This window comes from Ruegeria sp. CDSA021, assembly GCF_059612325.1.
The window spans coordinates 384,925-405,007 of sequence record NZ_JBXWQJ010000001.1 but is presented as its reverse complement, the minus strand read 5'-3'; the positions used below and the strand labels follow the sequence as shown (position 1 = coordinate 405,007).

Sequence of the window (20,083 nt, the reverse complement as noted above, 5' to 3'; positions counted from 1 at the left end):
TTCACATTGATGTTAAAACGATCTTGTGAGCGGGATCGTCTCATCACCACACATCCAGGGGTGCGGCCGCAGGGACAAGGAATTCATGGAATTTTCAACCGGTTTGACATCAAACCCATACGAGGTGGTCCGGCTTTTTACAGATGTTTTTGCCGCGTCTGAGGGGAAAGACGAAGGCGCGGTAATTGGCGCTTTTGTACAAGACCTGATCGACAATACACCATCCGAGGATCTTATGGTGTTCACAGCCCATCGGGATAACCAATTGCTAGGCTGTGCCATTTTTTCCCGTGTCGCATTTCCGCGGGACACGCGATGTGTGTTCATCCTGTCGCCCATGGCCGTGAGAACAGACAGCCAAAAAAGTGGAGTGGGTCAGGCATTGATCTCATACGGGTTGGATCGCTTGCGGTCCTCAGGTGCGGATGTGGCGCTGACTTATGGCGATCCGGGGTATTACGGTAAGACCGGCTTCGGGCAGATCTCTGAGACCACCGCGCAACCGCCGCTGACGCTGAGCCACCCGCATGGATGGTTGGGGCAAGCATTGGATGGTCAGGATCTGAAACCGCTGAAAGGCCCTTCGCGTTGCGTACCTGCGTTGAACAATCCGTCGCTTTGGTGAACGGAAAGGCAGGGCACAATTAGCGTTTCTCGTCGTTAGATCAAAGGCTGATCCAGTACGGGTTTTCTGTTCTGTTTATGACGCGTCACCAGTTTCTTCTGCTGCTTTGCGCTGGGGATATAATAGGCAGGGGCCATGTTCTGGTGATGGACCTGGCCGGGAAACAGCTGCAAGAGCTCATGCAGGGCTTCTGACGGTAAGGATTTCAGCGCTTCGGGGCCGGTAAACAGGCTTTCGCTTGGTGCGCCTTCGGCAAAAAGAACCACATGCCGGTCGAAAATGAGGTGGTGATAGGTCACGCGCGTTGCCGCATCGTCGATGAAAATGCCTGGCAGCTCGGTCAGACGAACGGCCGAGATCAAAACATCGCGCGTCGCAAACATCCGAAGCGCAATAGCTGAGCGGACCAGCATCCGATGCTGGCGCGACACCCGCAGATCGCGGCGGGGCAGGCCGTGGCCAAGCGAGCCGGCCGCGATAAAGATCGGGCGCAACTCCGGTTTCTTCAATAGATCCGACTGCCGTAGGGTCCGGGACAAGACCATGCGCACCGGTTCTGACCCGCCTGTGGTTGTCACAACCCGGATGCCGGGTTTGATGTCCTGTACGCGGATTTCACCCTGATCGGTCATTATCAGCGTGTCCGAGGTAAAACAGGGTGCACCTGGGCTTGGGTTCGGATCCTGGACAAAATTCACCCCATCCGTTGACGACAGAGAAGACGTGTCATCCCTTCCGTTGCTGCCGATCTGAGTCGAAGTTTGGCCGTTGGCCGGGCCTTGGGTTGCCGTCACTTGCGCGTCGAACGAGACAAAGCTCAGAACCGTGCCGTTGTCAGACAATGAAACTGCGCCCAATCGGTTGATGCGCGCCGAGACCACGTAATAGTCGAATCCGCCCACCGTTGTCATCGTAGCGGTGTCGACATCTGTAGAACTGCGCACCGTGCCATTTGGGTTGTAAACATCAACCTGAAGGCCGGTGACATCCGTTCCGGTCGGCACGCGGACTTCGATGAAATCCCCGTCCGGCGCAAAGTTTGGGCCGTTACGATATCTTATTTCCGAGATGATCGCGGGCAAAACTCAGGGACTCCGACCGGTGTGTGGCGCTGCGCAAGGTTCGTTCAGGGATGTTAACACAGCCTAAAGGTTGCGCCACCAGCTTGACCCGCGACGTGCCCATAGTTCAGAATCAGTGTGATCAGTATCCCTCGATCTCGCCGCTCTGCTGCCAGGGTTTGACCAGATTTCCAAAGCGGGTGAACTGGGCTTCGAAAGAAAGCTCGACCGTTCCGATGGGGCCGTGACGCTGCTTGCCGACAATGACTTCGGCCTTGCCGTGCAGACGCTCCATGGCCTGCTTCCACTCTTCCATCTTTTCCAGTTCGTGATCGCCGGGCTTCTCGCGTTCCTTGTAGTATTCCTCGCGGAACACGAACATCACCACATCGGCATCCTGCTCGATCGAGCCGGATTCTCTCAGGTCGGACAGTTGCGGGCGTTTATCGTCGCGGTTTTCCACCTGACGGCTCAGCTGCGACAGGGCGACGACCGGTATCTGCAATTCCTTGGCGATGGCCTTCATGCCCATCGAAATCTCGGCAATCTCATTGACGCGGTTCTCGGCCATGCCGCGGCACAGCTGCAAATAATCGATAACCAGCAGGTCCAGCCCGTGGGTTCGCTTCAATCGTCGCGCACGCGCGGCAAGCTGCGAGATCGGCAGGGCCGGGGTATCGTCAATGAACAGGGGGCAGGCTTCCAGTTCCTTCGCCGCATCCACAAAGCGGCGGAACTCGGCCTCGGTCATGTCACCCTGACGGATTTTGTGGCTGGAGATTTCCGAGGCTTCGGCCAGAACACGTCCCGCCAACTGTTCGGCGCTCATTTCGAGAGAAAAGAACCCAACCACACCGCCGTCAATCGCACCTTCGCTGCCGTCTGGTTTGGTGCCGCGCTTATAAGCCTTGGCAACGTTAAAGGCCACGTTGGTCGCCAATGAGGTTTTCCCCATCGACGGACGCCCAGCCAGAATGATCAGGTCGGATGGGTGCAGACCACCCAACTGCTTGTCCAAGTCGGCCAGACCGGTGGAAATCCCCGCCATACCGCCACCACGCTGGTAGGCTTCGTTGGTGACGTTGACGGCTTCTGTGACCGCCTTGAGGAAGGATTGAAATCCCTGTTCGGTCTGGCCCTGCTCGGATAACTGATAGAGTTGCTGCTCGGCTTCGACGATTTGTTCTTTGGGTTCGCTGCTGACTTCAACCCGCGCCGCCTTGTCCGAAATGTCGCGGCCAAGACGGATCAACTCGCGCCGAATGGCGAGGTCATAGATCATCTGGGCATAGTCATGCACAGCAAAGGCGCTGATCGAGGCACCGGCCAGTTTAACCAGATAGGCCGGGCCGCCAAGCTCCTTAAGGCCCTCATCTTCACCCATGAAGGATTTCAGTGTGACGGGTGAGGCCAGCGCGTTTTTAGCAATACGGGCGGCGGCGACTTCATAAATCCGGGCATGAACCGGATCATAAAAATGCTCGGCCCCGATGATCGAGGCGACGCGGTCATACAGATCGTTATTGGTTAGAATCGCGCCCAGCAATTGCTGCTCGGCCTCGATGGAGTTCGGCATGGTTTCCGCGTTTTGAATCTGCGCTGCTGCCTGCTCGATACTGCTGATCTCGTTCATCTTGTCCCCGCTGCCCGTGCGTCGGTTCTACACGTGAAACGTCATCGCAAGCTATCTGGAAAAACCTGTGGCTAACTTGGGGTAAGGCCTAGGGATAACTTTCCGAACCGTTTGGATACCTGCGTATGCGTAGCTCATTATGTAGGAATTAGGGGAAAAGTCACCAGATATCGTGGCTCAAGGCTCGATTCTTTCGCACTTATCCCCAACTTGCCCACAAGAGGTTTACGTGGGTTTATTGGCCTCTTGCCAGCCACGCGGATCGTTCAGGAACGCCTCGACACCGTCAAGTGTCTCTTGGTCAAAGGCTTTCTGCACTTTTGCTTCGGCCAGAACGTCCCACCAGGTGCACAGCGCGTGCAGCTTCACGCCGTGGTCGCCCAGCGTCTTTTCGGTTTCCGGGAAAATTCCATAATAGAAGATCACCGCCGTGTGCCCGCAGGTCGCGCCGGTTTCTCGGATCGCATCCACAAATGACAGTTTCGAACCGCCATCGGTGGTCAGGTCCTCGACCAATAGAACCCGCTCGCCTTCGCTCATTGCGCCTTCGATGCGCGCGTTGCGGCCATATCCTTTGGGCTTTTTGCGGACATAGGTCATGGGCAGCGCCATACGCTCGGCCACCATGGCGGCAAACGGAATGCCTGCCGTCTCGCCACCTGCGATATTGTCGAACGCTTCGAACCCGGCTTCTCGCATCACGGTGACGGTCAGGAAATCCATCAGGGTCGAGCGGATGCGCGGGTACGAGATCAGTTTGCGGCAGTCGATATAGGTCGGGCTGGGCAGACCGCTGGCCAGCGTGAACGGCTCGCGCGCGTTGAAATGGACAGCCTTGATCTCCAGCAGCATCCGCGCGGTCAGGCGAGCGATTTCGGTGCTGTCGGGAAAGGAACTAGGGATCATGGCGCAAACCTCGGGGCTGAAAACACGTTGCGGGCTGATAGCCCGACCCTTGGGCCGGAGTCGAGAGGCCCGCAAAAGAAAAGCGGACCCCCAAGAGGTCCGCTTTTGCCCTTACGGGCGATGGGCAGCCAAGGTGGGCTTAGCTGCTCATGTCTTAGACGCGCTCGCCCTGTGTCGACAGATCGCGCCTGTTTGTTTCGGTCTTGGCGTCTACGCGACGCAGGATGAGAAGTGCAACCACCTTCACCAAAACAATCGTGACAACTGCCGTAAAGGCACCCACAAACACCAGCCCGTAAAATGCGCGGTCCGGGTGTCCGGGACAAAAGTGGCGGTTCCTCAATAAGCGCTCAAAATATCGCCTTTTGCTAAAGGGACGACAGGTTCTGCAAAATTGCTTGTGATATGCCTGAAGAGCGAGTGCCTATGAAAGGCTGTCTTTCAGCAGACCCAGCGCGTGATCACGGGCCGCCAAACGGACGGCATCTCGCCCCAACGCGCCGAATTCAACGGTTTCGGTTTGGGTGGTCCGGCCGTCGCGCGCCAGCCCGAAACATACGCGCCCCTCCGGTTTGAACTCGGATCCGCCCGGTCCGGCAATGCCGGTGATCGATACGGCAAGCTGGGCCTGAGAATGGCGCAGGGCGCCGTCTGCCATCTCGCGGGCGACGTCTTCCGACACTGCACCATGCGCGGCCAGCGTCTCGGCAAGAACGCCCAGCATGTCCTGTTTCGCTGCGTTGGTATAGGTGACAAATCCACGGTCCACCACGGCGGAACTGCCGGGAATATCGGTCAGGGCCGCGGCCACCATGCCGCCGGTGCAACTTTCAGCAGTAGAGATCATAACGCCCTGCGCCTTGGCAAGATCCAGCAGCTCGGTCACGTTCATAGGCCCAGAACTCCGTGTGCCAATCCGGCCAGAACCATCACGCCGATGGCTGCAAAAACGCCTGCGATGACGTCGTCCAGCATCACGCCCATCGGATCGCCGCGCCGGTCGGCCCAGCCAACGGGCCCCGGCTTGGTGATGTCGAACAGGCGGAACAGAATGAACCCTGCCACCCAACCTGGCCAAAGGGCGGAAATGTCGATCCCATGGGCCCAGGACGGGTAAGAAATCGCCCAAAGCGCGGTGAACTGACCTGCGACCTCATCAATGACGATTTCCGATGGGTCGTGATCGTCTTGCCCCTCTGTCATCACGCGGGTCGCCCAAAGGCCGCCGACAAAAACAACAAGCGTTGCGAGTGCCAGCAGAGGAAACCCACCCAGCGTGTGCAACACCCAAACCATGGGCAGCGCTGCCAAAGATCCCCAGGTGCCGGGGGCAGGGCGCAAATAGCCGACACCGCCGACCGTGCCGATCACCTGCGCCGCAGTCATGCCTTCACCAGACAGGCAGTGGCGAGCGAGGCGATCCCCTCGCTGCGGCCGGTAAAGCCCAAACGCTCGGACGTGGTGGCCTTGACCGAGACCTGATCCTCGCTCAACCCCATGATACGAGCCATCTCGGCGCGCATGGCGGCAGCATGAGGGCCGATCTTTGGATACTCGCAGACCAGCGTGCAGTCGACGTTCGAAATGCGGTATCCCATGTGCCCGGCCATCTCGACCGCATGGCGTAGAAAAATCTCGCTGGCCGCGCCTTTCCATTGTGGATCAGAAGGCGGGAAGTGTTGACCGATGTCACCTTGTGCCAAAGCGCCATAGATTGCGTCGGTTACGGCATGCATTCCGACATCGGCATCCGAATGCCCCTGCAATCCGCGATCATGCGGTACTTTCACGCCACACAGGATTACGTGATCTCCGTCGCCAAAACGGTGCACGTCGTACCCGTTGCCCAGCCTCACATCCATATCCGTTCCCATTATCCGTTCTGCCCGGGCAAAATCCTCGGGTCGGGTGATCTTCAGATTATCCGCGTCGCCGGGGACAATGCACACTTCAAGCCCTGCTGCGCGGGCTACTTCCACATCATCCGCAGCGCTGCCCGAATGGGCTGCATGGGCGGCGGTGATGGCATCATGGTGAAATCCCTGCGGTGTCTGCGCGGCGTAAAGGCCGTTGCGGTCTTGCGTGCCGGTCACAGCATGGTCTTGACCAACCCACAATGCATCTGTGACGACAAGCCCCGGGGCAGCCGCTTGGTGCGTTTCCAGCGCGGTCAGCACGTCCTGTATGATGCGCTGCGAGACACAAGGCCGGGCCACGTCATGGATCAGAACATGTTGAACACCCAGACCTTCCAGGGCCGTCAGTCCGCTACGCACCGAACCCGAGCGATCTGACCCGCCGGAAGCGAGGATCAGATCAGATTCGCGAAACTCTTCCCACGCTGGTGTGTCTTCGTCTGAAAGCACCAGAACGATGTGATCCACCTGTCCGCGAAACCGCTCGATCGTCCAGTCAGCCACGCGACGACCCGCAAGGCTGCGCCATTGCTTGGGTACGCCGCCTCCGGCACGCATTCCGCGCCCTGCGGCAACTATGATGGCGGCTGTGGTCATGTCTCGGGCGCTCCTTCGTATTGGTCTGTGTTTAGGCGGCGGTGAAAGCCGAGGCAATCACTCAAGGTAAAGCGATTAAAAAATAGGCATGTGATGATTTCGCGGGCTTGTTTCGCGGCGTTTTGTTGTTCATATGCGCAGAATTCGATATCAAAACAGCAACTGCCCAAGGATTAAGCACGTTGACCCTGCACCTCGCTGACAAGGAAGTAACACCGCCGGTCTTGCTGGCCCCGATGGCCGGAATCACTGATCGCCCCTTTCGCGATCTGGTGATGCGATTTGGCGCTGGCATGGTGGTCAGTGAAATGGTCGCCAGTCAGGAGATGGTGCAAGCCAAGCCGGGCGTGCGCGAACGTGCGGAACTGTCTGCGGATGTGGAAAACACTGCCGTGCAACTGGCCGGACGCGAGGCGCATTGGATGGCCGAAGCCGCCCGTCAGGTCGCCGACAGGGGCGCGCGGGTAATCGACATCAACATGGGCTGTCCCGCCAAGAAAGTGACCAATGGCTACTCCGGCTCAGCTTTGCTGAAAACACCGGATCACGCCCTGACCCTGATCGAAGCCGTGGTCGATGCAGTTGATCTGCCTGTGACCTTGAAAACCCGGTTGGGCTGGGACGACTCTCTGCTCAATGCACCGGATGTGGCGCGGCGTGCGCAGGACGCAGGCATTCAGATGGTCACGATCCATGGTCGCACGCGGTGTCAGTTCTACAAAGGCCATGCTGATTGGCGGGCGATCCGAGCCGTGAAAGAGGCTGTTTCGATTCCAGTCGTTGCAAATGGCGACATCGTGGATACCGCTGCTGCGCGGATTGCGCTGGATCAGTCGGGCGCGGATGGGGTGATGGTCGGGCGCGGCGCGCAGGGCAAGCCCTGGCTCTTGGCTCAAATATGCCATGACCTTTACGGGGCAGAGGCCCCGGATATTCCGGTCGGGGCGGATCTGATCGACATGGTGCAGGCGCATTATCAGGCGATGCTGGCCTTCTACGATGTGAATCTGGGTCTGCGCGTCGCACGCAAACATCTGGGCTGGTACATGGATGAGGCCGCGACCCCTGCGCCGCTGCGGCGGGCCGTTCTGACCTCTCGCGATCCAAGGGAAGTGCTGCGTCTGCTGGCGGATGCGTTGAATGATACGGGCGAGGTGGCAGCATGAACTCAAACGCCAGCATTTGGAATTCCTTGCCTGTTCCGGCCTTCATCATTGACGTGGATGATCGGATTTCAGATGTAAATGCAGCAGGTGAGGGGTTTCTGAACGCGTCACGCAAGGCAGTGGTCGGCCATCCGGTGTGGGATCAGATCGCCGTGGACGCACCGCTGGAAGAAGCATTCGAGCGCGCGCGAACCCTTGGCACGCCACTTTTTGTCAACGATGTCGACGCCGGGTCGGGAAACCGCGCACCGCTGCAATGCGCTTTGCAGATCGCGCCGTTGGTTGGGCATCCGGGATCGATGATCATGATTATCTCACCGCGCGAGTTGTCGGGGCGGATGACACGGGGCAATACCGTCAAATCGGCTGCGCAATCGGCCATCGGCATGGCCGAAATGCTGGCCCACGAGATCAAGAATCCGTTGGCCGGGATTACAGGTGCCGCACAGTTGTTGAGCATGAATATCCCACCACAAGACCTTGAACTTACGGATCTTATCGTGGCTGAGAGCCGTAGGATCGTAAAGCTGTTGGAACAGGTCGAACAATTTGGAAACCTGCAGAAACCTGACTTCAAGCCGGTCAATATCCATGACGTTCTGGATCGCGCACGCCGGTCTGCCTTGCTGGGTTTTGGTGCGGATATGACGATCATCGAAGATTATGACCCGTCTTTGCCGTTGGCTTATGGAGACCCGGATCAGTTGTTGCAGGTGGTACTGAACCTTCTGAAGAACGCGTCCGAAGCCGCCGGTGCGCAGGGCGGCACGATCCGCCTACGGACGTATTATGAACACTCGTTCCGATTGCGCCGCAGCGATGGTTCGGGTCATTCGCTGCCCCTGCAGGTCGAGATCATCGACGATGGCCCGGGCCTGCCTGAAGACATTCGTGGTGACATTTTCGATCCGTTTGTGTCGGGTAGGGAAAATGGCACCGGACTGGGGCTGGCGCTGGTCAGTAAGATTGTCTCGGACCACGATGGCTGGGTTTCAGCTGAATCCGTTCCCGGGCGAACCATATTCAAACTGTCGCTGCGTCGCGCGCCGCGTGAAGACGCCGAGCATAAGAAGGAGACCCCCTGATGGATGGCACAGTACTGGTTGCGGATGACGACCGCACGATCCGCACCGTTCTGACCCAGGCCCTGACGCGCGCCGGGTGCAAGGTACACGCAACCTCATCGCTGACCACGCTGATGCGCTGGGTCGGTGAGGGCAAAGGCGATGTGGTGATTTCAGACGTGGTCATGCCCGACGGCAACGGTCTGGAAATGCTGCCAAAAATTGCCGAGGATCGCCCGGGTCTGCCTGTTATCGTGATTTCGGCGCAGAACACGATCATGACAGCCATTCAGGCGGCAGAGGCGGATGCGTACGATTACCTGCCGAAACCGTTCGACCTGCCGGACCTGATGAAGCGGACCGCACGCGCTCTGGATCAGAAGCAGCGCGCGCAACCCGAACCAGCCAAGGCAGACGGCGAGCGCCCGGACGAGCTCCCTCTGGTCGGGCGCACTCCGGTTATGCAGGCCCTGTACAGGCTGGTTGCACGGGTGATGAACACGGATCTGCCTGTGATGATCTCGGGTGAAAGCGGAACGGGTAAATCATTGATTGCGCGGGCTATTCACGATTTCTCGGACCGGCGCACTCTGCCTTTTGTCACAGTTACTGCTGCCGAGCTGCGGGATCTGGAAGGACCCGCACGGGTGTTGGCGCGGGTGCGTGGTGGCACGCTGTTGATTGATGAGATCGCGGATATCGACGATGAAGTTCAGGCCCGGATCGTGCGGATGATGGACACGCCCGGCGATCATCTTCCGCGCTTTATGGCCACCAGCCAGTCGGACCTGAATGAAGGAATGGAAAACGGGCGCATTCGTCAGGATCTATATTACCGGTTGTGCGGGGCCACGATCCATGTGCCGTCTTTGCGCGAAAGGGTAGATGATATACCGCTGCTGGCCGAACATTTTCTGGCCCGCGATGAGCGTGAAAGTGGAACAAAGCGCTGGCTTGGTCCAGAGGCAGTCGAACTGGTGCGGCGCTATTCATGGCCCGGTAACGTGCGGCAGTTGGAAAATGCCGTACGTCGTCTGGGTCTGACCAGCCGGGCAGATGAAATCTCTAAATCCGAAGTGGAAGCTGTACTGGGCAGTCAGCCCGAGGCAGAGCCGGTTCTCAGCGGAGGAGAGCGCGAAAAACTGTCGACCTCGGTCGAGCGTCATTTGCGACGATACTTTGATCTGCACGGCAATATTCTGCCACCGCCGGGCCTGTACCAGCGTATTCTGCGCGAGGTTGAGGCACCGCTGATCGAAATTGCACTGGAGGCAACCGGCGGAAATCAGGCGAAATGTGCCGATTTGCTGGGAATCAATCGAAACACGTTGCGAAAAAAGATTACCGATCTCGATATTCGGGTGACACGCCGACGCAAACTGATGTAATATCGCCACACAAACCGTGGCATCCCGGCATCTGTCGGGAAAAGATCACGATATATGGCGATAAGCCGCGAGCGCGGCACATCAGGATGAGGGCAGACGGTGGCAACCCGAGCACAGAGCGGGATGATCCCATCGATAAGTCGATGGCGTAAATCACGGAAACTGCGCAATTTTGGAACCTTTGGGCTGGTGCTCCTGGGGCCGATTTTGGCGTTGGCAACGTATCTTGTTATCGGTCCCTTTGATCTTGGCACCACGGCGCCGACCCTGCGGCTGATTCTGTTGGCTGATCTTGTGTACGTTCTGGTTGTCGCCGCGCTGGTACTCAGTCAGGTGGGCAGCTTGATTGCGGCGCGCAGGGCGAAATCGGCGGGTTCGCGCCTGCATTTGCGCCTGATCGGGGCTTTTACGCTGCTGGCGCTGGTGCCGACCGTGACCGTAGCGATTTTTGCGGGGCTCACCGTGAATATCGGCCTCGAAGGCTGGTTCTCGGACCGGGTTCGGCAAGTGGTGGGGTCTTCCCTGACAGCAGCGGAAGCCTACGAGCAGGAACACCGGCGCGGGTTGGTTCAGGATGCTTCGGTACTGGCACGATACCTGGACAACGCACGCTCTCTGGATTTCTACATCTCAGACGCCGAATTGCGCGAAGTGCTGGCGCAAGGGCAGGCTCAGATTCAACGCGGGTTGCGCGAAGCCTATGTCATCGACGGCAACGGTGAGATCAAGTCGCGCGGGGATCGGTCGTATCTGTTCAATTACCAAGCCCCCACGTCCGAGCAAATGGCTGAGGCGGCCGACACGGGTCTGTTGATTATCGCAGATTGGCCGAACAATGAATTCCGCGCGCTGGTGCCTCTGACGGCCTATTTGGACCGTTACCTGTATGTCAGCCGCGAGGTTGACGGTCAGTTGCTGACGCTGCTGGATGACACCAAGGAAACAGCACAGTTCTACCAACAGTTGGAAAGCGAACGTGGCAGGGTGCTGTTCGAATTTGGCCTGCTGTATCTTGGCTTTGCACTGATCCTGATTCTTGCTGCAATGTCGTTGGGCATGTGGTTTGCCGAGCGCCTGTCGCGACCAGTGGGTCGTTTGACCACAGCGGCCCAAAGGGTCGGCGCCGGTGATTTGAGCGTTCAGGTCATCGAAGAGGCCAGCGATGATGAGATTGCCATGCTGGGCCGGTATTTCAACCAGATGACCAGGCAGTTGAAGGGACAGCGGGACACGCTGTTGGAAAACACGCAACAAATCGAAAGCCGCCGCCGTCTGTTTGATTCGGTTCTCAGTTCGGTCACGTCAGGTGTTGTGGGTATTGACCCCGAAGGCTGCGTGACCTTCGTAAACCGTTCGGCAGAACGATTGCTGGATTGGTCTCGGGGCGAAGAGCACTTGGCGATCGGTATCGCTGTACCGGAGTTTCTGCCCCTTTTTGAAAATTTGAAAGAAAGCGGGCAAGAGGCCGTTCAAGGTGAGATCAAGGTCACCCGTAAAGGCCGGTTGGAGAACCTGCTTGTCCGGATGGCCATCCGTCGCGGCGAAGACGGTGGGCTGGAAGGCTATGTGGTCGCATTTGATGATGTGACCGATCTGGTCAGCGCACAGCGGATGGCGGCCTGGGGCGATGTTGCCCGCCGGATTGCCCATGAGATCAAGAACCCGTTGACCCCGATCCAGTTGAGCGCTGAGCGCATCAAGCGCAAATTTGCCCGCAAGCTGGACGAAGAGGATTCCGAAGGCCTCGAGTCGATGACTGGCGTGATCGTACGCCAGACCAACGACCTGCGCCGAATTGTGGACGAATTCTCGAAATTCGCGCGGATGCCCGAGCCTGAGCGCCGGGAAGAAAACGTGGTTGATCTGGTGCGCGAAGCGGTTGTGCTGCAGCAAGCGGGGCAACCGGATGTACAGATCGACGCTGATTTGCCGCAGCAACCCATCATGGCGGATGTCGACGCCACCATGCTGCATCAAGCCCTGACAAACCTGATTAAAAATGCCGGAGAAGCGATTGGCACCCTTAAGGAAAAAGGGGCGCCGGACAATCTGAAGCCACAGATAAAAGTGGCAGTGTCCGGTGATGACGCGGGTACCCTCATCACCATTGCAGACAACGGGATCGGTCTGCCCGAGGATCGGGCGCGGCTGTTTGAACCCTATGTGACCACACGCGACGAAGGGACCGGGCTGGGCCTGCCCATCGTCAAGAAAATCATCGAAGAACATGGCGGAGCGCTGACACTTGAAGATGCGCCCGTATTTGACGGACAGGACCATTTTGGCGCGATGGCCGTTATCCGTTTACCGGGGGCCACCATGTCCTCGACCGTTGCGCCACAGAAGCAGGCAATTAGAACCAACAAACTGAAAGCAGGCCAAAGATGAGCGACATTCTGATCGTAGATGACGAGCGCGATATTCGCGAGCTGGTGTCCGACATTCTGGAGGACGAAGGGTATTCAACCCGGCTGGCGGCCAACTCGGATGAGTGTATGGCGTCGATCAATTCCGAGCCTCCGGGACTGTTGATCCTGGATATCTGGCTGAAAGACAGCCGCATGGACGGTATCGATATTCTGAAGGCGGTGAAACGCGACAACCCGGATGTGCCGGTGGTGATCATTTCGGGTCACGGCAACATCGAAATCGCGGTCGCCGCCATCAAACAAGGCGCGTATGACTTTATCGAAAAGCCCTTCAATATTGACCAATTGATGGTGGTGATCCGCCGTGCGATGGAGACCTCTCGCCTGCGTCGCGAGAATGCGTCGCTGAAGCGCAAAGAGGTCAACAATTCGGATATGATCGGCAAGTCCGCTTCGTTCCGCGGTATGCAGGGTCAGTTGGACAAAGTGACCAAATCAAATGGCCGCGTGATGCTGAGTGGACCTGCCGGGTCGGGCAAGGAGATTGCGGCGCGGTATATTCACGCTCACTCCAACCGCGCCAATGCCCCCTTCGTCACGGTGAACTGCGCTGGGGTCGAACCCGAGCGCGTGGAAGAAGTTCTATTTGGCCGGGAATCCGCAGAGCGAGGGGTCGAACCCGGTTTGCTGGAAGAAGCCCATGGCGGTGTGGTCTATTTTGACGAAGTGGCGGATATGCCCTTGGGCACGCAGTCCAAGATCCTGCGGGTGCTGGTGGATCAGCAATTCCAGCGTGTGGGCGGGTCTGACAAGGTGCGCGTGGATCTTCGGGTCATCTCGTCCACCAACAAGGACCTTGATGTGGAAATCGCCGCCGAGCGCTTCCGGGAAGAACTGTATCACCGTCTGAACGTAGTACCGATTGCAGTTCCGTCGCTGGAAGATCGCCGTGAGGATATTCCGGTTCTGGCCCAGCATTTCATTGAAATGTGCAACGAAACCCAGGGTTTGCCGATCCGTGAACTCTCGGAGGAGGCGGTTGCCTTGTTGCAGACAATGACGTGGCCGGGGAATGTGCGTCAGCTCAAGAACCTGATTGAACGGGTTCTGATCCTGGGCGACGGAACCGGCCCGATCGAAGCGCGTGAGTTGCCAAGCGAAGAGGAAAAAACCGAAGAGTCGGGCCGTGTCGTTCTGTCGGGTGCACTGGCAACCTTGCCGCTGCGTGAGGCGCGTGAAGCATTCGAGCGGGAATATCTGCTGACTCAGATCAATCGCTTTGGCGGCAATATCAGCCGCACTGCCAGCTTTGTAGGGATGGAGCGCAGCGCGCTGCATCGCAAACTGAAATCGCTGGGTGTGGTAACATCGAACAAATCCGGCGCACGGGTTGCACAGATCGACGAACCGGAACCGGCAGAGTAATCTGCCGGTCGCACGACCAGACTCAAAGCCTGATCCGAGAGACTTGGGTCAGGAAATGGGGGACCAGATCTCAACCTGATTGACCGGGCGTTATGATCTGGAAGGACCCATCATCGAATTTCACAAAGCACGAGGCGCTGTTGAGCGGCGGCAACGTTGTGGTGCGCGTCGCGGGCACGCGTGATTTCACATTCTGCTTGCAGGGCGGCAGACTTACAGGCCGGAAGCCTTTTTGCGCCATGCATTGCGCTTCGACTGTATTACGCAGGCCCTGATTCACATCCACGGTATACACCCGACCGGGCTGCCACCATCCGGGCGATTGATAGCACCGCCCCCGGCCGTCGCAATATGTGCGCCCGGGCCAGTACGTTGGCGGGCTTTGACGGATTTGATTGGCAACTGGCACCTCTTTTACCGCCTTGAGCTGGCACTGGGTGGTTTCTTCCTGCAGTCGCGACACGGTTGCGCCCTCGCGATAATAGAGCGAAAGCGGCCCACATGAGGACAGTACCATCAGGGTAACGAGCATAGGAAACAGCGTTTTCATACGCTTATCTTGCCGCAGCCGCGCAGGGATGACAATTCAATTGACCGCTTTGGGGGCATCTGTCATTCAATCCTCTCAGGCAGAAGGGCCAGAAACATGAAGGTCATCATATGCGGCGCAGGTCAGGTTGGCTGGCAGATTGCGCGGCACCTTTCGGGCGAACTGAATGACGTAACGGTCGTGGACAACAATCCCGACCTCGTGCGCCGAGCGACGGAAACGCTGGATGTGCAGGGCATTGCCGGGTTTGCAAGCTATCCTGACGTACTGGAACGGGCAGGGGCCCGTGACGCCGAAATGATAATCGCTGCGACCCATTCCGACGAGGTGAACATGGTCACCTGTCAGATGGCGCATTCGGTCTTCTCGATCCAACGCAAGATCGCGCGTCTGCGGTCGAAATCCTATCTGGAAGCCATCCATTCGGATCTTTACCGCCGCGATCACTTGCCTATCGATGTGGTGATCAGCCCCGAACGCGAAGTGGCTGCCGCTGCGATGCGCCGCCTGTCTGCCCCGTCGGCCTTTGACACCGAGATTTTCATGGATGGCAAGGCGCAACTGCTGGGCATCAGGGTGGAAGAGGACTGTCCGATCGTGAACACGCCGCTCCGGCAACTGACCGATCTGTTTTCCACGCTCAGTTCGATTGTGGTTGGGGTTCGGCGCGAAGGTACGCTGTTTGCGCCCGAGTCCGAAGATCAGCTGTTCGTGGGTGACGAATGTTACGTCTTTACTAATGTGAAAGACGTGAACCGCACCATGGAGGTGTTCGGCAAAGCCCAGAAGCGTCAGGATCGTATTGTGATTGTTGGCGGTGGTAATGTTGGTTTGGAAGTGGCCAGAACGCTGGAAGAGCGTGAAGGTCGCGTGCGTGCCAAGATCATCGAACGCGACCGTCAATGCGCCGAGATCGCCGCCGAAGCGCTGGAGCGGACAATCGTTCTGCATGGGGATGGGTTGGATTCCGGCTTGCTGAGCGAGGCGGGTATCGACCGGGCCGATGCGATGCTGGCCGTCACGGATGACGACCGCACCAACATGCTGGCCGCCGTGCGTGCCAAGGCCGAAGGCTGTGCGCTGGCGATTGCGCTGATTAACGATCCCAGCATGGTTGCTCTGATGGGGCCGTTGGGCATTGACGCTTATATTAACCCGCGTGCCACCACCGTCAGCTCGATCCTGCGCCATATCCGGCATGGGCGTGTGCGACAGGTTTATTCCATCGGCGATGCCGAGGCCGAAGTGATCGAGGCCGAGGTTCTGTCGACTTCTCCGATGGCGGGGCAGAAGCTGCGGGATATCGATTTCCCCGAAGGTGTGCTGGTGGGTGCCGTGCGCAAAGGGGACGAGGTTCTGCGCCCGACAGGAAGTCTGAGGATCGATGAAAAGGATGTGGTTGCCATCTTTGCCATGGCCAAGGACGTGCCCGAGGTTGAACGCCTGATGCAGGTTTCAATCGATTTCTTCTGATGGAGCGTGCGGGGACACAACAGGTTAGGCTTTTACGGCGACTGCCGTTGTTCCTGCTGATCTGGGCAATCGTGTCTCTGGCCATGTGGATTCCGGCAATCTATGCGCTGGTGCTGGATGATCACAGTACGTCGCGATCATTTCTGTATTCGGGCATTCTGGGCCTGTTTCTGGTCGCTATCATCGCAATGGCGTCGTCCAATCGTATCCCGCGGCGGGGCACTTTGGGGCAGCTGGCGGTGATGTTGGGATGCTTCACTATCCTGCCGATCTTTCTGGCGATCCCATTCCATGACGCACTTGGCACGACGACGTTTCTGAACGCTTATTTTGATATGGTCAGCGCCCTGACGACCACCGGGGCCGACCTGTTCCCTGATCATAACCGGCTGAGTGCACCGCTGCATCTGTGGCGTGCGCTGGTCGGTTGGATGGGGGGCTTGTTGATGTGGGTCGCGGCCGCCGCGATTCTGGCCCCACTTTCCCTTGGTGGGTTCGAGGTGACAGCAAAAGGGCAGCCTGGGCGTCCGGTGTCGGGCGTCGCGCAAAGCGAGCGCGTGGACCCGCGCGGCCGTTTGCTGCGTGTGGCGCGGGCGCTGACGCCTGTATACGCCGGGCTGACAGCGGTGATCTGGGTGCTTCTGCTGATCGCGGGTGAGGCCGGCCTGACGGCTGTCTGCCACGCAATGTCGGTGATGGCCACGTCCGGTATCTCTCCGGTCGGTGGCATGGAAGGGGCGCAGGCAGGGTTTACCGGCGAGGCGATTGTTTTTCTGTTCCTCTTCTTTGCCCTTTCGCGCCTCACCTTTTCGGCGGATACCGCTGCCACCGGGTATTCTCGTTTGGACAGAGACCCCGAGTTTCGCATCGGCCTGTTGATCGTTTTGGCCGTCGCGCTGCTCTTGTTTTTCCGAGTGGTTGCTGGCGTGACCGAAATCGGCGGGCAGATCGCACCGCTTCAGGCTTTGCAGGTGATCTGGGGTATGCTGTTCACCGTGTTGGCCTTCCTGACCACTGCCGGATTTGAAAGTGCGAACTGGAATGATGCGCAGCAATTGTCAGGTCTGGGTACGCCGGGGCTGCTGCTGATGGGATTGGCGCTAATCGGCGGTGGGGTCGCCACCACGGCCGGAGGAGTCAAACTGTTGCGGGTTTTTGCGTTGTATCTGAACGGCGCGCGCGAGATTGATCGCTTGATCTATCCTTCATCCGTCAGCGGTGTCGGGGGTGGTAACCGGCGCATTCAAAGCGACGGTGCCTTTATCGCCTGGATTTTTCTGATGCTTTTTGCGCTGACGCTGGCGGTGTTCAACCTGTTGCTGGCGGCGATGGGATCCGGTTTCGAACAGGCAATGGTGCTGAGTGTAGCCACCCTGACGACAACGGGTCCGCTGATCGAGCTGGCCACGGACGTCCCGATCCGGCTGATTGATCTGTCCGCAGGGGCAAAACTGACTCTTTGTGCAGCGATGGTGATCGGACGTCTGGAAACGCTTGCTATCATTGCCCTGATCACGCCATCGCTGTGGCGGGATTGAACCAAAACGCCCCACCAACGTTATCGCCTTATTTTTCATCTGGAATATCTCTGCGCGGCACTCCATACTCGCCGGGAGGGAGCGCGTTGGTCCGCAGCGCGTAGCAAGAACAATGGCGAGATTATAAAAATATGGCTTCGGACAGACAGAATCTTCAGGATGCCTTCCTGAACAATGTACGGAAAGCTAAGGTTCCGGTAACGATCTTCCTGATCAATGGCGTAAAACTGCAAGGTGTGATCACCTGGTTCGACAATTTCTGCGTATTGTTGCGCCGCGACGGACAGTCGCAGTTGGTATACAAACACGCGATTTCAACCATCATGCCATCACAGCCGATCAACCTGTATGAGGGCGAAGACGCCTCTTGATGGAACATGACCGGAGGCGCACCCGTGCTTGGGTGCTGCATCCAGAAATCAAATCAGATGAACAGCGCCGTGTTCCCGAACCGGCGCTGGCCGAGGCGGTTGCACTGGCCGCTGCTTTGCCCGATCTGGATGTGATCGGGTCTGAAATCGTGCGCTTGCAACGCGCCCAGTCGGGGCTTTTGTTCGGCACCGGCAAGATCGAGGAACTGGCCGAGCGGCTGCATGACAGTGAAATCGAGCTGGTCTTGATCGATGGGCCCGTTACGCCGGTGCAGCAGCGCAATCTGGAAAAGGCGTGGAAGGTCAAAATCCTCGACCGGACCGGATTGATCCTTGAAATTTTCAGCGATCGTGCCCGCACTCGTGAAGGGGTGCTGCAGGTCGAGATGGCCGCTCTCAGCTATCAACGCACACGCTTGGTCCGGGCCTGGACCCACCTTGAACGGCAGCGGGGCGGTTTGGGGTTCGTTGGCGGACCCGGTGAAACCCAGATCGAAGCCGACCGCCGCGCCATTGACGAGCAACTGGTCAGACTGCGCCGTCAGTTGCAGAAAGTGGTCAAGACCCGCACCCTGCACCGGGCTGCACGCGCCAAGGTGCCGTATCCAATCGTTGCCCTTGTGGGCTACACAAACGCGGGCAAATCGACACTGTTCAACCGCCTGACCGGGGCCGAAGTGATGGCCAAAGACATGCTGTTCGCCACGCTGGACCCGACGATGCGACGGGTGCAGTTGCCTGACGGCCCCGAAGTGATCCTGTCGGATACGGTGGGCTTTATCTCGAACCTGCCGACCGAGCTTGTGGCGGCTTTCCGGGCGACCCTTGAGGAAGTTCTGGGCGCGGACCTGATCGTGCATGTACGTGATATCAGCCACGAGGAAACGGATGCACAGGCGCAGGATGTTGAGACCATCCTGACCTCATTGGGTGTCGATGAAGAGCGTCCACGGCTTGAGGTCTGGAACAAGATTGACCTGCTTAACCCCGAAAACAAAGAGGCCGCATTGGCGCGGGCTGAACGGGACCCGGCGATATTCTCAATCTCGGCTGTAACGGGCGAAGGCGTTGATGCGCTGTTGGCCGAGATTGCCACGCTCCTTCAGGGGGCACGGCATGAAGTTGTCCTGAACCTCTCTTTCGCCGAGGGTGACAAGCGGGCTTGGCTATTCCGTCAGGACGTCGTCCAGAGCGAGGATCAAACCGAAGACGGGTTCCGTCTGACGGTTTTGTGGACTGACAAACAGGCCGCGCAGTTCGCGTCGCTTTGAACAAGACGTGAGGGCTTGGTATGTCAGATGCAGTGGACCAACGGGTATTCCTGAATGGTCATATTGACGTGCCGCCCGACCGGCTTGAAGACGTGCGGGCAGCCTTGCCGCTTCACATCGCTCTCACGCGCGCGGAAGAGGGCTGCTTGTCTTTCGAAGTTGTGGAAGATCAGTCAACGCCCGGGCGGTTTACTGTGTCAGAGGTGTTTGTGACGCAAAGGGCCTTTGACGCACATCAGGCACGGGCCAAGGCGTCAGACTGGTTTCAGGTCACACAGGGAATACCCCGGAACTACACAATAGAAACGGCTGCGGATCGAGCGCGTTAAGCTATTTGCCGTCAATCTGGTGTTGGTAGTCATCCGCGTCGAACCAGCCCAGCGATGACTTTACAAGATAGTCTGACGTCAATTCCCACTCTTCCCAACCACGCGCGACAACGTGATTGCCAGTTTCGGCGTGGTGCCCTTCTAGGGTCCAAACAAAAATCGCATGAGATCCGGCCCATCGCATCATATCGCAACGGACCTCAAGATCAGGGAAGTCGGCGTAAAAGCCACGAGCCATATCGGCAATCGCTGCGCGCCCTTCTATGGGGTCGCCCCGATTGATCGTGATTTGACCGTCAGGTGCAAAGAAACCGGCAACTGCGTCACCGTCGCCGGAACTCCAGGCAATTGCGTAATCGCGAGCAAGATTATTTAGGACATCTCGAATACTGGCCATATTC

Annotated in this window: 19 protein-coding genes; 11 read left to right on the top strand and 8 right to left on the bottom strand. The window is 58.3% G+C overall.

Features of this window, described 5'->3' with window-relative positions:
- Positions 1–85: 85 nt before the first annotated feature.
- Entirely contained in the window at positions 86–625 is a 540-nt protein-coding gene (locus AC2FLD_RS02015; RefSeq protein ID WP_496672896.1) for a GNAT family N-acetyltransferase, read from the top strand.
- Positions 626–660: 35 nt separating this feature from the next.
- On the opposite strand, the gene AC2FLD_RS02010 is transcribed toward AC2FLD_RS02015, so the two are convergent.
- The 6 genes from AC2FLD_RS02010 to AC2FLD_RS01985 form a co-directional block, all read right to left on the bottom strand.
- The gene (locus tag AC2FLD_RS02010; protein ID WP_496672898.1) at positions 661–1,707 is read right to left on the bottom strand and encodes a Hint domain-containing protein; all 1,047 of its coding nucleotides are present in this window, start codon (positions 1,705–1,707) and stop codon (positions 661–663) included.
- A gap of 121 nt (positions 1,708–1,828) precedes the next feature.
- A complete protein-coding gene (locus AC2FLD_RS02005; RefSeq protein WP_050602282.1) occupies positions 1,829–3,319 on the bottom strand; it encodes a replicative DNA helicase in 1,491 nt (496 codons plus the stop codon).
- Between the two features lie 225 nt (positions 3,320–3,544).
- A complete protein-coding gene (locus tag AC2FLD_RS02000) occupies positions 3,545–4,225 on the bottom strand; it encodes an orotate phosphoribosyltransferase (protein ID WP_050602283.1) in 681 nt (226 codons plus the stop codon).
- A 424-nt stretch (positions 4,226–4,649) separates the two neighbouring features.
- Complete coding sequence (locus AC2FLD_RS01995; protein WP_496672901.1) at positions 4,650–5,117, bottom strand: CinA family protein; 468 nt, start codon at positions 5,115–5,117, stop codon at positions 4,650–4,652.
- Positions 5,114–5,611 (bottom strand): phosphatidylglycerophosphatase A family protein, encoded by a 498-nt coding sequence (locus tag AC2FLD_RS01990; RefSeq protein ID WP_496672904.1) that lies wholly within the window; start codon positions 5,609–5,611, stop codon positions 5,114–5,116. Before AC2FLD_RS01990 ends, AC2FLD_RS01995 begins: the two co-directional genes overlap by 4 nt.
- Positions 5,608–6,738, bottom strand: coding sequence for a bifunctional 2-C-methyl-D-erythritol 4-phosphate cytidylyltransferase/2-C-methyl-D-erythritol 2,4-cyclodiphosphate synthase (locus AC2FLD_RS01985; RefSeq protein WP_496672907.1), 1,131 nt, complete (start codon positions 6,736–6,738; stop codon positions 5,608–5,610). The genes AC2FLD_RS01990 and AC2FLD_RS01985 overlap by 4 nt, the downstream gene beginning before the upstream one ends.
- A 182-nt stretch (positions 6,739–6,920) precedes the next feature.
- Between AC2FLD_RS01985 and dusB the strand changes: the two genes are divergently transcribed.
- The 5 genes from dusB to ntrX all read left to right on the top strand — a co-directional run bounded on the left by dusB (position 6,921) and on the right by ntrX (position 14,150).
- Complete coding sequence (gene dusB / locus AC2FLD_RS01980; RefSeq protein ID WP_496672910.1) at positions 6,921–7,904, top strand: tRNA dihydrouridine synthase DusB; 984 nt, start codon at positions 6,921–6,923, stop codon at positions 7,902–7,904.
- Positions 7,901–8,989, top strand: coding sequence for a two-component system sensor histidine kinase NtrB (locus AC2FLD_RS01975; protein ID WP_050602287.1), 1,089 nt, complete (start codon positions 7,901–7,903; stop codon positions 8,987–8,989). The genes dusB and AC2FLD_RS01975 overlap by 4 nt, the downstream gene beginning before the upstream one ends.
- Entirely contained in the window at positions 8,989–10,356 is a 1,368-nt protein-coding gene (locus tag AC2FLD_RS01970; protein WP_496672913.1) for a response regulator, read from the top strand. Before AC2FLD_RS01975 ends, AC2FLD_RS01970 begins: the two co-directional genes overlap by 1 nt.
- Positions 10,357–10,479: 123 nt before the next feature.
- The gene (locus tag AC2FLD_RS01965) at positions 10,480–12,744 is read left to right on the top strand and encodes a sensor histidine kinase NtrY-like (RefSeq protein WP_496672916.1); all 2,265 of its coding nucleotides are present in this window, start codon (positions 10,480–10,482) and stop codon (positions 12,742–12,744) included.
- Positions 12,741–14,150, top strand: coding sequence for a nitrogen assimilation response regulator NtrX (gene ntrX, locus AC2FLD_RS01960; RefSeq protein WP_050602290.1), 1,410 nt, complete (start codon positions 12,741–12,743; stop codon positions 14,148–14,150). The genes AC2FLD_RS01965 and ntrX overlap by 4 nt, the downstream gene beginning before the upstream one ends.
- A gap of 70 nt (positions 14,151–14,220) precedes the next feature.
- Here the strand turns inward: ntrX and AC2FLD_RS01955 are convergent, their stop codons facing one another.
- The gene (locus AC2FLD_RS01955) at positions 14,221–14,700 is read right to left on the bottom strand and encodes a hypothetical protein (RefSeq protein ID WP_496672918.1); all 480 of its coding nucleotides are present in this window, start codon (positions 14,698–14,700) and stop codon (positions 14,221–14,223) included.
- Positions 14,701–14,796: 96 nt separating this feature from the next.
- Here AC2FLD_RS01955 and trkA point away from each other — a divergent pair, with 96 nt between their 5' ends.
- The 5 genes from trkA (at position 14,797) to AC2FLD_RS01930 (ending at position 19,682) form a co-directional block, all read left to right on the top strand.
- Complete coding sequence (gene trkA, locus AC2FLD_RS01950) at positions 14,797–16,173, top strand: Trk system potassium transporter TrkA (protein WP_496672921.1); 1,377 nt, start codon at positions 14,797–14,799, stop codon at positions 16,171–16,173.
- Positions 16,173–17,711 carry a TrkH family potassium uptake protein gene (locus tag AC2FLD_RS01945; protein WP_050602293.1) on the top strand — a complete coding sequence of 513 codons (1,539 nt, stop codon included), beginning with the start codon at positions 16,173–16,175 and terminating at the stop codon, positions 17,709–17,711. The genes trkA and AC2FLD_RS01945 overlap by 1 nt, the downstream gene beginning before the upstream one ends.
- Before the next feature lie 131 nt (positions 17,712–17,842).
- Complete coding sequence (gene hfq, locus AC2FLD_RS01940; RefSeq protein ID WP_005982826.1) at positions 17,843–18,082, top strand: RNA chaperone Hfq; 240 nt, start codon at positions 17,843–17,845, stop codon at positions 18,080–18,082.
- Positions 18,082–19,353 carry a GTPase HflX gene (gene hflX, locus AC2FLD_RS01935; RefSeq protein ID WP_496672923.1) on the top strand — a complete coding sequence of 424 codons (1,272 nt, stop codon included), beginning with the start codon at positions 18,082–18,084 and terminating at the stop codon, positions 19,351–19,353. Before hfq ends, hflX begins: the two co-directional genes overlap by 1 nt.
- A 20-nt stretch (positions 19,354–19,373) precedes the next feature.
- Positions 19,374–19,682: a putative quinol monooxygenase gene (locus AC2FLD_RS01930; protein ID WP_496672926.1), complete on the top strand. Its 309-nt coding sequence runs from the start codon at positions 19,374–19,376 to the stop codon at positions 19,680–19,682.
- A gap of 1 nt (position 19,683) precedes the next feature.
- On the opposite strand, the gene AC2FLD_RS01925 is transcribed toward AC2FLD_RS01930, so the two are convergent.
- On the bottom strand, positions 19,684–20,079 hold the full coding sequence (locus AC2FLD_RS01925; protein ID WP_050602296.1) for a nuclear transport factor 2 family protein: 396 nt from the start codon (positions 20,077–20,079) through the stop codon (positions 19,684–19,686).
- Positions 20,080–20,083: the final 4 nt, after the last annotated feature.

Bases quoted from the DNA above. Each gene is read 5' to 3' on its own strand.
- AC2FLD_RS02015 (WP_496672896.1), top strand. From the start codon at position 86: ATGGAATTTTCAACCGGTTTGACATCAAACCCATACGAGGTGGTCCGG.
- AC2FLD_RS02005 (WP_050602282.1), bottom strand. From the start codon at position 3,319: ATGAACGAGATCAGCAGTATCGAGCAGGCAGCAGCGCAGATTCAAAAC.
- AC2FLD_RS02000 (WP_050602283.1), bottom strand. From the start codon at position 4,225: ATGATCCCTAGTTCCTTTCCCGACAGCACCGAAATCGCTCGCCTGACC.
- AC2FLD_RS01995 (WP_496672901.1), bottom strand. From the start codon at position 5,117: ATGAACGTGACCGAGCTGCTGGATCTTGCCAAGGCGCAGGGCGTTATG.
- AC2FLD_RS01990 (WP_496672904.1), bottom strand. From the start codon at position 5,611: ATGACTGCGGCGCAGGTGATCGGCACGGTCGGCGGTGTCGGCTATTTG.
- AC2FLD_RS01985 (WP_496672907.1), bottom strand. From the start codon at position 6,738: ATGACCACAGCCGCCATCATAGTTGCCGCAGGGCGCGGAATGCGTGCC.
- AC2FLD_RS01975 (WP_050602287.1), top strand. From the start codon at position 7,901: ATGAACTCAAACGCCAGCATTTGGAATTCCTTGCCTGTTCCGGCCTTC.
- AC2FLD_RS01970 (WP_496672913.1), top strand. From the start codon at position 8,989: ATGGATGGCACAGTACTGGTTGCGGATGACGACCGCACGATCCGCACC.
- AC2FLD_RS01965 (WP_496672916.1), top strand. From the start codon at position 10,480: ATGATCCCATCGATAAGTCGATGGCGTAAATCACGGAAACTGCGCAAT.
- ntrX (WP_050602290.1), top strand. From the start codon at position 12,741: ATGAGCGACATTCTGATCGTAGATGACGAGCGCGATATTCGCGAGCTG.
- AC2FLD_RS01955 (WP_496672918.1), bottom strand. From the start codon at position 14,700: ATGAAAACGCTGTTTCCTATGCTCGTTACCCTGATGGTACTGTCCTCA.
- trkA (WP_496672921.1), top strand. From the start codon at position 14,797: ATGAAGGTCATCATATGCGGCGCAGGTCAGGTTGGCTGGCAGATTGCG.
- AC2FLD_RS01945 (WP_050602293.1), top strand. From the start codon at position 16,173: ATGGAGCGTGCGGGGACACAACAGGTTAGGCTTTTACGGCGACTGCCG.
- hfq (WP_005982826.1), top strand. From the start codon at position 17,843: ATGGCTTCGGACAGACAGAATCTTCAGGATGCCTTCCTGAACAATGTA.
- hflX (WP_496672923.1), top strand. From the start codon at position 18,082: ATGGAACATGACCGGAGGCGCACCCGTGCTTGGGTGCTGCATCCAGAA.
- AC2FLD_RS01930 (WP_496672926.1), top strand. From the start codon at position 19,374: ATGTCAGATGCAGTGGACCAACGGGTATTCCTGAATGGTCATATTGAC.
- AC2FLD_RS01925 (WP_050602296.1), bottom strand. From the start codon at position 20,079: ATGGCCAGTATTCGAGATGTCCTAAATAATCTTGCTCGCGATTACGCA.